Raw genomic sequence first — 14,472 nt, 5'->3', positions numbered from 1 at the left:
CCGTTCAACGTTGCCAAGCCGCGCGACGTATTAGTTCCTGCATGATCTAGCCCTACGCGCCGGCTCATTGTGGTGTGCGTTAATTCGCGCTTACCAACAAACGGAGGTTTCGGGGCATTCCATTCCCTCCGGGCACTGTATCGTCAACCGCGATCGCTTAATGGCCGATCACCGCCCATCCCACGCCTCACGTCGAAATCGCGGTACCGCCGAGGATGCTGATCAGAGTCCTCGCGTTCCGCTGTCCCTGGTCCTCGCAATTATTGATCTATACACCGATAAGTGTTACTGAGGTTACCGCAGACCGTGATCGAACCACAAAGGACTGCCAGTTTTCTCGATAGCAGACGTTCGCCGACGACCAGTTACTCGTCGTCTTCGGGCTAAAACGGGCCCTCTATTACGCACACGAATGTCTCGTCGAAGATGCTTTGCGCGCCGCAACATACCCCGAGGAGCCGTGTTCCAGCTGGGCCTAATGAAGGTTTCGGCTCCTTCTGCCTAAAGGCATCTTACTTTTGATTGTCGATGTGCCGAAGCACTGGCGCAGGTCTATAACAGTATGGCGGCCGACGACAACGTGCTGCCTGCTTGCCGGCCCCGACCTGGTAATTCAACCTTGGAGGGTTAGCGAATACAACCTGATGAATCCATGCTTTGTCTGTTGGAATCCCGATTGGCCAAGTATCGGAGGTGATCATGAAGTACGAGTACCGCGGTTGGGTCATTGACGCGACCCCGGAATTTGCGCTTGGACAGTTCTTCGCACATGCGCGGATCATCCAGGCATCGCCTGACGATGATGCGGACACTGAAATGCACATCGAGCGCAATCTGGCCTGGTTCGATAACGAAGACGAGGCGATCGAGCTTGCTCGACAATGGGCGATTGAGTGGATCGACGCGCGCGACGATAACCTCGCCACCACGGACGTTGATTCATCGACACAGCAGGACGATATGTCGGAGAAGGCCTCGGCCAGATGAAAGTCCAGATAAGCGGCCCTGATGCCGAACGACCGGCGATGTAGCCATTTCGCAACGGCTGCGTCAGCGTTTGAAATAAGCCCAGCCAGCGCAGATGCGGCAATGCGGCCTCTCGCAAATATTCAGGCGAGACACCTGATTGCGTCAGAAACGCGGATGTGTAGGATGGAACCAACGTCAGCGCCCCTTGCGCGACGTGTGTGTTTGGGCCGCAGCAATGTCTGCGGCTTTTTTTATACATCAAACTCTCTTCCGCATTTGCGCGAGCCATCAGGCGCCGCTAGCTTCAACTGCACAAGCTGCTTTGCGGAACTATCGGAGAGAAAACGGCGGCTTCGGACGTCGCCGCCCATCGATATGGGCCTTGGCGTATTCAACGGCAAACCTGCATGCCGCGCTCTCGGACGCGAAGTAACCAAGAATGCCAAATGTTTCGCGTTTGCCGTTCGGGTGCGTAACTATCACAGTTGCTGCGTAGCCTGGGATGGAAACCGGGGCGAGAGGCATGATCGTCGATGCCTTGTATTCCACCGGATCAGCGTGCATGGCATGTCGCTCCTAGTCGTCGTTCGGCGAGCCAACTGTGACGCCTTAATTGTTCTATCCTAGGACAATCGGGCGACCATCAAAAGGTGCAGGGTCCAACTGGCATCGAGGGTGGCTCAGCGTCCCTCCGCAGACACATACGAGGCTGCTTCAGGTGCAGTGCGGGCCTCAAGTCCTGCCGGGTTTCCGTACGCTACCTCAAGGTTCGGCACGGGCTTGCCTTCTCTCAGGCTCTAGCTGCCCCTCGGAAGCTAGACCTTTTTACAGCCGGCTTCGTGCCGGCTTTTTTTTTGCAACGCACACGCATCGACGACTGTCTCAGCTCACGAGAAAACGCTTCTTAAGATTTCCTTCAGTGCTCTGCGGTAAATTAGTTCCACACTATCATTCGCCGCTCATTGCGACTCAGTCCAGCTGTACGCCCGGCAGTGCATGCGCGCGTACATAAAAAGATTGAGGGACCTCATGCCGCAGGGAATACTGGTGGTGCCACCATGATGGATGTTCGCGCAGCTTACTGCTTGAAATAGCACGAGGTTGTTCATACATCAGCAGCACCTTGAGTCCGGAAACGCGGGACAGCGCTATCGCTGAGGTTCTCGGCGAATTTCGCGAACTGTACGGCAAACAGGAAGAAACATTTTTTCAGAAACTGCTTGCAGAAGATCCGCAGCGTCGAGGCAGGCCGAACGCCGCTGCGGCAGTCCTCGCCTTCAAATTCGTCAGCCCGTAAGCGTGGCCAGCCTGTCTGCGCTGGACGGTGAGGGGCGGCTCAGCGCCCGTGCCGTCATCGCTTCTGAACGCTAATTGTGGCCAACAGCATCGTTTTGGCGCGCCGTACTCGTGCCGAGTTGGGGTTGCGAACGAATGGGAGAGTTTTGGGCATCAGGGTTCGTTGGTGATCTCTTGAACGGGGATAGCGGCCACAGGCGGAGGTTGCTTAAACGTTGCCTTCTGACGAAGCGGCCCCGCGATGTGCGATGAATGCTTCGACATGCCGGATCGCCTGTTCACACTGGTCGAGTGACAGGTTGTGGATGGACGCCGGCACCGGATCGAAGCGGAGTTCGGATGCGACCCAGTGGATCGCTTTCGCGCGGGCCTCGAACGGATTGACGTGATCACGCCTGACCTTGCCCGAGACCAGTGGCTCAAGCGCGTCGTGCAGGCGCCTCTTCGCGTCGCGCAATGCGCCGTCGGCGAGACGTCCCAGCGGCACGTTCCGTGTGCTGCGCGAGTGGATGCCGATCCACGCCTGACACGCTGTGCAGACCCAGAGCGCGCCGTGGTCGTCGCGGTAGGGATACGACGCTTCACCGTCTTTCACGAACGCGGCGTGAGCGCCGCAGTAATCGCACAAGGGCTGGGGTAATGCCTTGATCGGGCGACCTACACGCACCGGACACTCCTTCCTCTGACTTCAGATCACATTATCCGCGATCGTCGGGAAGCGAAAGCTGTACGATTGTCGCGATCATTTGTAACTGAGACCGTGCGTCCCTCGCCCAACGCAAGCTCGGTGAATGGCCGCGGCCGAGCAGGTACGACCACCTCGTGTCGACCCGCAGCGGCCCGTTGGGATCGCACAAAGCAGCCGCTCGCAGCGAGGAACGGGAGTCACCCACGGGCCAGGCAGTTGCCCTCACCACTGCGGATCGTTCTCAGTCATCGAACCAACGGAAGTAATGTATTTGTATGGCCGTTTCGACGCATCTAAGATTTTCCGCCAGCCCGTTACAGTCTCTAATGAGCGAGTTGAGAATTCCGCGTAACTTGCGTTTCCTACTCCGCTCCTACCGATAATCCCAAAATCAGCCGTGCTGGCACGAATGAGGTCGAGGTCTGAGCATAGTAGTTCGATCCTGAAGGAGAGGTGCTCGCGCTGGTTGAGCCAATTGAGCTCCTTCTTTTCGAGATAACGACCGTAGGCAAACATCGCAAAGTATATGAAGGCCACCTTGTCCACCCAGCGAGGGATAGCGTCCATCACATTCCAATATACGAACAGCCCCGCCAGCATTAAGCTGCAGATAACGATAAGCAAGAAGACTCCGCCAACTGGAGCGCGGCCAATGGTGATGTAGCTGATTCTCTCAGTGATTCTCTTCAGCATATCGTCCCCTTCTTCGTGAGCGTGTTTGGCGCGCACAATTATACGAGGTCGCACAAGCGACAGCCTACCTCCTGTCTAAACCTTCACGCTCCTCTTCAGATATTTGAATGTCCCATCGCGACCGAGATGGAATGGACACCGCCCTCCCTTCGGGGAGGCAGGGTCCTGCGGGAACGCTGAGGCCCTCCTGAATCGAAACGCCCGAGCGTCAAGACGCAAGCATGCGTCGCACGTTCGGCGGGCGACTGGCTCAAGTCAGATTGGAAACGGCCAGTCGCAAGTTGTATGTGCGCCCTGACCTTGGCTATCGGGGTATCTCCAACACACGGTAGACGCCTCCCCGTGGGCGTCTACCGGTTCAATAGAAGACTTCGTATCTTGTATGCCGCCCTGAGGACCTTTCAGGAGGCGTTTTCTGTGCTCACCAGCACGCTAGTCGTGCTTGTCGTGCTTTTCGTCCATCTTTAATTGATGATGTTCTTCACCTACCGCCTGAACCGTTGTCGTTTCTGCATCTAGTAATCTATTGAATGGGCCGAAATTATGGCTGAAGGCTCCATAAATCCCTGCTATCAATAGAAGACCGCCGAATGCGATAGACACTTTTGTCAATGCCGACCACTTTTCATCTTTTTCATCTTCTTCCTTTTCGTATTCACCCTGAATCCGCCCTTTCCCGATTGTGAATTTGAAGCGTGTTTTGCTTGACATTGCTAGCTCCTCGACCGGAGCCAGCTGAGTCATTTGTACATACTATATCGTTAGACCTCGATACCATAGAAGATCCTCCTTACTCAGCTTGCACGACGCGAAACTGACGTCGGTCACCGAACGCGAAGCGGTGGCGCTGGCAGCGCCGTTTAGAACCGCATGCCGCGTTGCTCTTAAAAGATACCGGCGTTGCGCTACACCTGTCAAACGACTAAGCAATGAGCCGCCAAAAAAAAAGCCCTCGCTACGGAGGGCTGAACAGTGCTCTGACAGGAGGATGTGAGCACTGGAGACGGTAGTGGCATACCTCCTGGTGAGGCTGGCACGCCCCGCGTGCCCGGGGCGACTACACGCTCAGAACAGGTGATGAATCCCCGTCAGGACGACGGTCTGCCGGTTCGACGACGACGCGCCGATGCCCAGCGTACTGGCAACGGCACCTGACGAGGCCTGTTCAACCATCGCATCGACATACAACTGTGTCCGCTTCGACAGCGCATAGACATTTGCGACCGTCAGCTGCGTCCACCGTTTGCCCGCGAGGGTCGTAGTCCATGCTCCGGCATCGATCTGATACGCCGGCGTTAGCTGGAAATTGACCCCTCCATCGGCGGTCCGGTAATTTTCGGTCTGGCCATGCCGCTCAATACGCACCTGCGTCACCAGCGCGTGCAGCAGAAAACGTCCCAACTGGTAGCTGCCGCCGATGCCCGCATTCTTCACGCTGTCCGCCACGAACGGCGTTCCGCCGGCCAGATTGACCCCTTCAAAGCTGGTCAGTCCAAGGCCACCTGCGAGGTTCAGTGTGCGATCGTGATATTCCGAGTACGCGGCAGCGAGCTTTACTGGGCCATTCGCGTAGGTCGCGCCGAGGCTGATACTCCGTCCAGCCGTGCTGCTGGTCGTGTTGGTGAACCCGTACATCGCACCAAAGGTCACGCCCGCAAAGTTCTGGCTCCGGAACTTGACCACGTTCGACAATTCGACCGGCACGGTGTTGCCCAGGCCGTCGACATTGCCCGGATGAAACGCGGAGAAGTCACCGAGCGTTTGCGCGGTGGACATGGGTCCAAGCATCTCGAAGTGAAAGTCAGTCTGGCGGCCCAGCGTGACGGTGCCGAAGCGGTCATCCGACAGCCCGACATAAACCTGGCGGTTGAAAAGCGTTCCTGCACTGGACATGGCGCCGCTGATCGTCGAAAACCCCGACTCGAGTCTGAATACGGTTTTCAGTCCCCCTCCGAGATCCTCAACACCCAGGAGGCCCCAGCGGTCGGCCTGGAACGTGCCCTGTTGGGCAATAAAGGCATGACCGCCATGCAGGTTGCTGACGTAGCCGACCCCGGCGTCCGTACTGCCATAGAGCGTCACGCTACTCTGTGCATGCGCCCCGGTGGCAACGCCCAGCAGCGGGAACGCGATCGAAAGTAAATGTTTTTTCATATGGTCTCCTCTGTGTCGAATTGGACAGCTCTGGTCCGATTCACTTCAACGTCTGATACAGGATGGCTGCACCCGATACGATCGCGAACACCATCACGCTCATGCGCAGTGTCTTGCCGTTAAACCGGTGATGAATGTGCTGGCTGACGAACGCGCCAACGATGACCGGTGGGACGAGCAGCAGCGCAGACACGAACTTTCCGTGCGTGATCTGCCCGGCAAAGCTGAGCATCACCAGCGAGAGCGCCTCGCCGACCGCGAAACACAGTGCGATGGTCGAGCGCAGCGCCGGTGCCCGGTAATGCTGGAAGACCATGGCCAGTGCCGGACCACCGATGCCCGTTGCGGTTTCCGTGATGCCGGTCACAGCACCGGCTGCTATGAACGCCTTGCGGCCAGGCGCGAACGTCGGAGCGCAAAGGGTTACGACCGCTGCGGCGACGGTCGACGCACCAATGAACAGATTCAGGTCGTGTGCCGATATCCGGGAGATGATCAATACGCCTCCCACCGCGCCGACGGTCCGTCCGAGCGTGATCCACAGGGCTCCGTTCGAATCAAGCGCGGGGCGCTCCCGCCATGCGAGGTACACGTTTAACGGCAACATCAGGATCAGCAGTGACACCGGCAACAGACCGGGTTCGACGAGCCCGATGACCGGTGCGGCAATGAGCGCGAAGCCTACGCCGACGGCGCCCTGAACGAATGAAGCGACCAGCACCGTGGCGGCTAGGATGGCGAATATTGTGGGGCTCACAGGAATTACCGATCAGTAAAAGGAAAGTTGTTCGTGGTGGACGGCAGCACGCGCTACCGACCTGCGGTAACGTTCACGGAGTGCGCGGCGGCAGGGTCGCTTTGCCCCGTGTTGACATCGGGCTGCGAGGCAGGGTGAACGCGCTGGATCGGAGCACGAGCCACGACATCGGCCGCCACGTCGTCGACCTCTTTCAGGAACGCGCGCGCATCCCAGTCGAGGGGCCAGCCCTGCCAGAGGCGCAGGCTGCCTGCGACAAACACGGCGTCGATCTGGCTGCGATTGGCTAGTCGGACCAGTTCCCACTTGAGATCCCAGGACGGACGCATTTCGGGCACGTCGATGTCGACCAGCAGAAAGTCGGCGGCCTTGCCTGGTGCGATGCCGCCGGTCAGCGCATCGAGGCGGAGGACGTCAGCGCCGCCGCGCAGCGCATGGTCCAGCCAGAGTTCGCCCGCACCGCAGGACGAGTCGCCGGTCGCGAGGCCAAACGCGAAGCGCTGGGCAGTTTCCGCCGCGTCGAGCAGCCTGAAGGCATCGCTGCGCGTGCCATCGGTACCCAGTCCGAAGCGGATGCCGAGTGCCGCCATCTGCATCGCGGGGGCCACTGCATTGCCCTTCCACGAGCTCGCGACCGGGTTGTAGCTGACCGCCGTTCCCGTGTCGCGCAGCAGGTTCAGTTCCGTCGGCGTGACAAGCGTTGCGTGCGCGATGAGGGTTTGCGGGCCGAGTGCCCCGGCGTAGTGAAGATGCTCGATCGGGCGCATCTTGCGTCGGACGATCGATCGCTCAACTGACGCCAGATGCTCGTTCGCATGCGTCTGGAAGATCGCGCCTGCGTCCGCGCACAGCGCGGCGGCCGTCTGCAGCATGCCGTCTGATCCCGCTTCGGGTATCGAGATTGCAAGCGACGGATGGACGAGCGGATGGCCGTCCCAGCGCGCAAGATGGCTGCGGGCACGCTCCACAATGGCCGCGCGCTCGCGGGCATCAACGTCGTCGGCAAGGTCGTTGCATATCAGACCGAGCACACAGCGGATACCGGCGTCCTGCGTGGCTGCGGCGATCGTCGTGGCATCGCCGCTCGCGCGCGTGCCGGCATCGCAGACCGTGGTGAAGCCGCCGCGCAGTGCCTCCAGTGCGGCCAGCTTCGCTGACAGGTAGAGCAGGTTCTCGTCGAGGCAGTTTTCCAGCGGCACCCAGATGCGGCGATAGATTTCCGACGGTTCACCAAACGCAAGCGCCTTGCCGAATGACTGGGTGAGGTGATGGTGTGCATCGATGAAGCCGGGCATGACCAGCTTGCCCGGCAATCTAACCGGAGTCAGGTGCGGGTGGCGCACGATCAGGGCTTCGGCGCAATCGACGTCGATAAACTTGCCGTGGGCGATCACGACGCCGTGCCGCTGTGCCGGCCCGTCGGCCAGCAGCACATACTCTGGCAGCAGCAGGAGTTCGTCGGCAGACAGATCCGTGGGCGTCAGATTCTGCGGCGTATGGCTATTGACGGTGTGGGAGTACATGGCTTGATCCAGAAAGGCGTTGTTAATGGCAGGAATGGTTTTTGTCGACCGCGGCTTTAAGGTGCGTGGCTGGGTTCGCGACATCCCGTACGCGCCAGCGCAGATGAAGGTGCTGGAAGACGATGTTGACGATCACCGCCGTCAGTGCGCCCATGGCGAGGCCGTTGCCGAGCAGGATCTGGAGGGTGGCGGGAAACCTGCTGTAGACACCGGGCACGACGATCGGCAGGAAGCCCATTGTCAGCGCTGCGGCAAGCGTGTACATGTTGGCGCGCGACCGGAGGTCGACCTCACGTAGGAGGTTGATTCCCATCACACCGATGATCGAAAACACGATCAGTGCGGTTCCGCCTACCACGGCGGCGGGAATAGCGTTGGCCAGACGGCCAAGCGGCGCGAGCAGCGCGATGACAATCAGAATGACGCCAGCGGCTACCGTGACGAAGCGGGACCGTATGCCGGTCGCCTGGACGATGCCAATGTTTTCGCTGCTGGTAATGATCAACGACGTGCCAAACAGTCCACCCAGCACAGACATCAACGCGTCCCCACGGATCGTTTTCGGTACCACCACGCCCGGATCGATTTCTTTGCCCACAACCTCGGCGATTGCCACGGTCTGGCCAGTGGCTTCGGCCATCGAGATCACGCTGAAAATCAGCAACGGCAGCGCCGCCAGGACGTCGAAATGGGGCATGCCGAATGGCAGCGGCGTGGGCATCGTGATGAAGGCACCGGACCAGACGCCTGTGAAGTTCATGAGGCCCAGCGCGGCGGACAGGACGGCCCCGGCCAGCAGGCCGAGCAGGACTGCGAGCTGACCGAGCATGCCCTTGAAAATCTTGGCGAAGAGGATTGTGAAAGCAACGGTCGCAAGTGCCAGCCCGATCGCGAGCGGACTCGCGAAGTCAGCCGTACCGGGACGGCCGACGATGACGACGCCGTAGATCTTGATCAGGTTTGCGGCCACCAGGATCAGCATCGTGCCGATCACGATGCGTGGAAAGAATCGCAGGCAGCGCGCAAAGACGGGCAGCAGCAGGAAATAGAACACGCCAGTCAGGATCACCGCGCCCGCTGCTGTCTGCAGGTTGGTTTGTTGCGCGATGAGGACAAACAGCACCACAGGAGCCCCGCCAGGCACCATGACCAACGGCAGCCGGGCGCCGAATTTCAGCGGGCCGAACGATTGCAGCAGGGTGCCCAGCCCACAGACAAGAAAGGTGGCGCTGATGAGGTCCACGGTCAGCCCGGACGATAGTCCGAGCGCCTTTGCAACCAGGAAAACGGCCGTGATCGGCGAGGCGGCCACGACAAGGACGTGCTGCAGTCCGAACAGGACAAGTTTGAGAAGCGGCAAACGCTCGTCGACAGCGTGAACCGGCTGGGTGTTCGTCATGGCGGTATGTCTCCTGTTTCCCGGCAGAGGCGGCAACGCTGCTGGGTCGGGTTGCTCCGGTATCCGGATGCGATGGTTTGCAGTTCCCAAATCGATTTGGGGTGCGCGCAAAAAAAATGGATTACTCCCAAATCGATTTGCTATCGTAGAATGGGTCGCCAATGCGGAGTTGTCAAGCTGGATTATTCATTGAACGTGCAGTTCCGATAGGCAAAGCCCGGGTTATCGATCGAAAGGAACACCATGCAGATTCCAGTGCCGACGAGGCAGCGTCCAACGATTGCCGACGTCGCCCGCGCAGCGGGAGTGTCTCCCACCACGGTTTCGCATGCGCTGAACGACAAGGGTTATGTTGACCCGCAAACGCGCGAGCGCGTGAAAGAGGCTGCCCGCACCCTTGGTTACCGTCCGAGCGTCAGGGCGCAGCGGCTGCGCACCGGGGAGGCCCGAACGATTGCGCTGATCTCCTCGATGCCGTTCGAAATCGCCGGCGGTGCCTCACGTCTCGGGTTCCTGATGGAAGTCGCCGCCGTGGCGGCCGCTGCCGCACTGACGCGCGGCCTTGCGCTGGTGCTGGTGCCGCCCCTGATGGCCGGCCGGCTGCCGCTCGAGCAACTCGACATTGACGGTGCGATCGTGATCGAGCCCACCGCCGACGACGCGAACGTGGCCCACCTGCTGGACCGTGGCCTGCCGGTTGTGTGTCTTGGACGCCAACCGGCAAACGATGCGGTGCCCTACGTAGACATTCATTCATCGGCAACCACGGAGTTGTTGCTCTGCCATCTGAAAGACCAGGGCAGCCGGCAGATTGCCTTGCTGATCGGCGCGCAGCAGCGCAATTCGTACATCGAGTCAAGGGCGACCTACCAGCGGTTCTGCGCGGAACATGGCATGGCGTCCGTCATCGCGGTCGCGGATGAGTCCGGCGGCGAGGCAGCGGGTCGGAACGCCTGCACCACACTGCTCCGGGAACACCCCCACATCGACGGACTTTGCGCACTTGTTGATGCGTTTGCCGTTGGAGCCGTACAAGCCCTCATTGAAGAGGGAAGGCGAGTGCCATATGACGTGAAGGTTGTGACGCGTTACGACGGGACCCGCGCAAGAAGCTGCCGTCCGCCGCTGACCGCGGTTGATCTTCACCTCGACGACATGGCGTCGCAGGCGGTCGCCCTGCTGTTCGAGCACCTGGGCGGCAAGGACGGCCGCCGGTTTGTTGTGCCAACCCGGCCGGATCTCGTGGTTCGCGAATCATCGGTAATTGCCGCGTCATCCGCAGTCTGATGGATACCGCATCTGGGACCGCGGGAGCAATCCGATGACGCCCGCATTTTCGTGCCCAGTCACAGGGACGCTGTTCGCCTGCCGCTGATGTCCGGTTGATCTATAGCCCAACCTGACTGTCCGATGCGCCCTGGCACGTATCGACTCACCAACTGGAGCAACACCATGAGCACAGCCGGTTTCACAACCAGATGTGTCGCGAGACGGATGGCAGGAGGGCAGGGCCATGAACACATCGCGTATTTGTGGTGGGTCAAGGTCGTCGATGGCAAGGATACCAGCGAGCAGGGCTATCTCACCCGGGAACAAATGGTCGCCTACATCGAAAGGAATGATCCGGACATCGTATGGTGTCCGGACGGAAATCCCGCTCTTCAGGGAAGCGTGGGTTCACGTCCATAGCAACGGGCAAATCAAATACATCCAGACCTTTGCTGATCGCCGCCGAACGGACAACCTTCTGTATCTCCCGCTGCGATCATCCCTGGCGCCATTACGCCGATCCGTGACAGCTCGTTTTCCCCGCGGACTGTCTGCATACAGTGCAGCGCGAGCCCACTTCTTTCGGACTACATTTCATTCGCGGCAATCCGGCTGGGCAACAGGGCTCCCGTGCGTTCGAGGACCGGGTACGCGGCTGCCGCGACGATATGCGAATTGATGAGCTTCAGGTCACGGAGCAGATCGAGGTGCAGTGCGCTGGTCTGGGCGGTGTCAATGCGACCGGAGCGCAGCCGCTCAAAGTGCGAAGCCGTCGCAGTGGATTCCGCTTCCCTGAAGGCCACCTTCTCGTCAGCCAGCATGCGTGCCGTACGTGGATCCTCCGTCATGAACAGCGACGCGGCGGTACGCAGATTGGTCATCAGGCGGTCCATCATGGCCAGCAATTCGGTTTCCCCTTCCTTCGAAAACGCGAGTCCGCGCTTCACGCGCTTGGTGGCGTGCGGGAGCAGGTTCAGATCCACCACGTCGCCAGCCTGCTCGATGTTGATAACGAAGGTCAGGATCTCGTGCAGCCGCCGATGGTCGTTCTCAGCAAGTTGTTCGGGATCGAGCGACGTCAGGTACGTCTTGATCGCGGTATTCAGGTTGTCCAGGATGTCATCGCGCCGGCGCGTTTCCACAATCAGTTTCCGGTCGCCCTCCACCAGCGCCGCGCGGGCACCCGCCAGCATCTCGCCGAGCACATCGGCCAGGCGCAGTGCCTCACGTGCCGCATTGCCAAGCGCCACCATCGGAATCTGCCGTGCGGCCGGATCCAGATACAGTGGCCGCGAGGGGTCGGCGGGGTCTGCGCGCTGAGGTAGCAGCCGGCCCAGCAGTCGCGCGTACGGAGACAGCACCGGCAGGAACAGGCAGGCAAGCACAAGGTTGAACATCGTATGAAAATCGGCCACCACCCGGGCATTGTCCGGTTCGATCGTGACCATGAGCCTGCCAAGCGGCCCGAGCGCGGCGAGCGCCATCACGACGCCGACGGCCCGCGAGAGCAGATTGCCAACCGGCAACCGCTTCGACGCCGGATCACCCGCGGTGGCCCCCTCCAGCAGCGGGTTGATTGCAGTGCCGAGATTCGCGCCCAGCACCAGTGCGAATGCGGCATCGGGCGGCACCACGTTCTGCGCACACAGCGACATGATGAGCAGGATGATCGCCACGCTTGAATGCGCGGCCCAGGTCAGACCCGCTGCCAGCAGCACATCCACCAGCGGCACGGTGGATGCGGCGCCCAGCAGCATGCGCAGACTGGGCGCGTCCTCGTAGTCCGTCATCAGCCCGAGCAACTGGTGCAGCGCGAGCAGCATCAGGCCCAGGCCAATCAGGACGCGGCCCAGATCGTGTGCCCGTGTGTTTGACGCCTTCCGGAACATCAGCACGCCGACGAGTATCACCGCCGGCGAGGCCGCCGCAACATCGAACGACAGCACCTGCACGATCAGTGTTGTGCCGACGTTCGCGCCGAGCATGACGGCGAGCGCGGGGACCAGGTCGACCAGGCCGCCGGCAGCGAAGCCGGCCGTCATGAGTCCGGTCGCCGTACTGCTCTGCAATACCGCGGTGACGCCGATCCCGGCCAGGAAGGCGCCCAGTCGCCCGCGCAGAGCCCGACCGAGCAGTGAGCGAAGGGTGGCACCGAACGCGCGCTGGATGCCGGTCTGCACCATGTGGGTACCCCACAGGAGCAGCGCGACGGATCCAGCCAGATCGATCAGCGTGAACGTCAATGTCATGATTCAGAGCCCTCCGTGCCGAACGAACGGTCATGTGACACTTCGTGCGGGCTTGTCGCGCCTTGCCTGCACATTCGCATCGAACCTGAACCATTACCGGCTGAGCCCCGGAGCCCGGACAGGGTAAGCGCGAGGTCCTCTCGCAAGCCCCGGCTTTTGCCGCTATATGGCGCGACTATCAGGCCCCGCGCGCGGCTCACTTCGATTTTGGTGGCCGGCCAGTCTTGACCGGCTCGACCGCAGTGACGGCCGCGAGAAGGCGTTTCGTCGGTTCAGACTCCAGCAGAAGCAGGCCCGCCCGCACGAGCTCGCTCTTTTTCACGGCGACCCCCGCATCGAGGCACCGCTGTTTGAGCGCCGCGATCTTTTCGTAGTCCGACCTCGGCATTGTGAAGGTGTCCCGCACGACCTTTTCCCGTTTGACGTGCTCCCTGCGGTGCCGGGCGACGCGCGGGGGAGGGTCTTCAACGGGCGTTGCCTTCCGGGTCTTCGCCTTCGTCGCCGAAGGTCGAACCTTCGTCGTATCATCCGGCTCCTTGGCTGCACCTGCCTTATTGGCACCTGCAGCCGTGTGCACATACGGTCGTTTGCCGCTTCTGTTCCCGGTGGCCTGTGGCTTCATGATTTCGCGCAGGTTTGACAAATCGTACAAACAGTTTATCTTCTTTCGGGCAAGGGGAGTTTTCAATGCCAGACAAGCACATTTCCAGCGGGTTCGACGCTGATCTTGAACACCTGTCGTTGAGGTTTTTCGAGATGGGGGGACTGGTTGAATCACAGTTGACCGATGCGATGGAGGCGCTCAGCCGCTTCGACATGGGCCTGGTCGAGAAGGTGGTTGATGAGGAGCATCGACTCAATGCGATGGAAGTCGAGATCGATGCCGAGTGCGGCAACATCATCGCGCGGCGCCAGCCCGCCGCATCCGACCTGCGTCGACTGATGGCCATCTCAAAGGGCGTTACCAATCTCGAGCGTGCCGGCGATGAGGCACGCAAGATCGCGAAGCGGACGCGGCGAATCGCGAATGACGGTGCGGGCAGGAACGTCAATACTGCCGAGATTCAGTCATCCGGCCAGATGGCGGCAAGCATCCTCCATAACGCGCTCGCTGCATTCGCCCGACTCGATACTGTTGCGGCAGCCCGGATCATGCGCGAGGATGAGGCGATCGATGACCGGTATCGCGCTTTTGTGCGCAAGCTGCCAACGTACATGGCCGAGAATCCTCGCATTATCTCGTCTGCGCTCGACTACCTGTTCATTGCATCAGCTATCGAACGGATCGGGGATCACGCGAAGAATCTGGCGGAGCTCGTCATTTACGTTGTCAAAGGCACGGATGTACGCCATGTTTCGCGCGAGCGACTTGAGCGCGAAGCCCTGGATGATTGAGAACCGGACAGCAGGGGCACGAAGACTCAACGATGGTGCTAAGCCCTTGGATGATTGCCGGGGCTTCCTTGCACATTCGT

13 protein-coding genes are annotated in these 14,472 nt (G+C 60.5%); 4 read left to right on the top strand and 9 right to left on the bottom strand.

Features of this window, described 5'->3' with window-relative positions:
- The first annotated feature begins 699 nt into the window (after positions 1–699).
- Positions 700–987, top strand: a complete 288-nt coding sequence (locus P3T25_RS44970; protein WP_429363902.1) for a hypothetical protein — start codon at positions 700–702, stop codon at positions 985–987.
- A 1,486-nt stretch (positions 988–2,473) separates the two neighbouring features.
- Here the strand turns inward: P3T25_RS44970 and P3T25_RS44965 are convergent.
- From P3T25_RS44965 to P3T25_RS44935, 7 genes are all read right to left on the bottom strand, one after another.
- Positions 2,474–2,932, bottom strand: coding sequence for a zinc-finger-containing protein (locus P3T25_RS44965; protein WP_429363900.1), 459 nt, complete (start codon positions 2,930–2,932; stop codon positions 2,474–2,476).
- A 243-nt stretch (positions 2,933–3,175) separates the two neighbouring features.
- On the bottom strand, positions 3,176–3,646 hold the full coding sequence (locus P3T25_RS44960; RefSeq protein ID WP_429363898.1) for a hypothetical protein: 471 nt from the start codon (positions 3,644–3,646) through the stop codon (positions 3,176–3,178).
- Between the two features lie 432 nt (positions 3,647–4,078).
- On the bottom strand, positions 4,079–4,357 hold the full coding sequence (locus tag P3T25_RS44955; protein WP_429363896.1) for a hypothetical protein: 279 nt from the start codon (positions 4,355–4,357) through the stop codon (positions 4,079–4,081).
- Positions 4,358–4,711: 354 nt separating this feature from the next.
- Entirely contained in the window at positions 4,712–5,800 is a 1,089-nt protein-coding gene (locus P3T25_RS44950) for a porin (RefSeq protein WP_429363894.1), read from the bottom strand.
- A 40-nt stretch (positions 5,801–5,840) separates the two neighbouring features.
- Positions 5,841–6,557, bottom strand: a complete 717-nt coding sequence (locus P3T25_RS44945) for a sulfite exporter TauE/SafE family protein (RefSeq protein ID WP_429363892.1) — start codon at positions 6,555–6,557, stop codon at positions 5,841–5,843.
- Between the two features lie 53 nt (positions 6,558–6,610).
- A complete protein-coding gene (locus P3T25_RS44940; RefSeq protein WP_429363889.1) occupies positions 6,611–8,080 on the bottom strand; it encodes an amidohydrolase family protein in 1,470 nt (489 codons plus the stop codon).
- A 22-nt stretch (positions 8,081–8,102) separates the two neighbouring features.
- Entirely contained in the window at positions 8,103–9,479 is a 1,377-nt protein-coding gene (locus tag P3T25_RS44935; RefSeq protein WP_429363887.1) for a uracil-xanthine permease family protein, read from the bottom strand.
- A 243-nt stretch (positions 9,480–9,722) separates the two neighbouring features.
- Here P3T25_RS44935 and P3T25_RS44930 point away from each other — a divergent pair, with 243 nt between their 5' ends.
- Positions 9,723–10,766, top strand: a complete 1,044-nt coding sequence (locus P3T25_RS44930; RefSeq protein WP_429363885.1) for a LacI family DNA-binding transcriptional regulator — start codon at positions 9,723–9,725, stop codon at positions 10,764–10,766.
- Between the two features lie 165 nt (positions 10,767–10,931).
- Positions 10,932–11,168, top strand: coding sequence for a hypothetical protein (locus tag P3T25_RS44925; RefSeq protein WP_429363883.1), 237 nt, complete (start codon positions 10,932–10,934; stop codon positions 11,166–11,168).
- A gap of 167 nt (positions 11,169–11,335) precedes the next feature.
- On the opposite strand, the gene P3T25_RS44920 is transcribed toward P3T25_RS44925, so the two are convergent.
- Both P3T25_RS44920 and P3T25_RS44915 read right to left on the bottom strand, forming a co-directional pair.
- Entirely contained in the window at positions 11,336–12,997 is a 1,662-nt protein-coding gene (locus tag P3T25_RS44920) for a Na/Pi cotransporter family protein (RefSeq protein ID WP_429363881.1), read from the bottom strand.
- A gap of 196 nt (positions 12,998–13,193) precedes the next feature.
- Positions 13,194–13,649 (bottom strand): hypothetical protein, encoded by a 456-nt coding sequence (locus P3T25_RS44915; protein WP_429363879.1) that lies wholly within the window; start codon positions 13,647–13,649, stop codon positions 13,194–13,196.
- A gap of 35 nt (positions 13,650–13,684) precedes the next feature.
- Here P3T25_RS44915 and phoU point away from each other — a divergent pair, with 35 nt between their 5' ends.
- The gene (phoU, locus tag P3T25_RS44910; RefSeq protein ID WP_429363877.1) at positions 13,685–14,392 is read left to right on the top strand and encodes a phosphate signaling complex protein PhoU; all 708 of its coding nucleotides are present in this window, start codon (positions 13,685–13,687) and stop codon (positions 14,390–14,392) included.
- Positions 14,393–14,472: the final 80 nt, after the last annotated feature.

Origin of the sequence: Paraburkholderia sp. GAS32 (assembly GCF_050434225.1) — a bacterium.
Lineage (GTDB): Bacteria > Pseudomonadota > Gammaproteobacteria > Burkholderiales > Burkholderiaceae > Paraburkholderia > Paraburkholderia madseniana.
The sequence above is the reverse complement of the archived record's forward strand: the minus strand, read 5'-3'. Positions and strand labels throughout refer to the sequence as shown.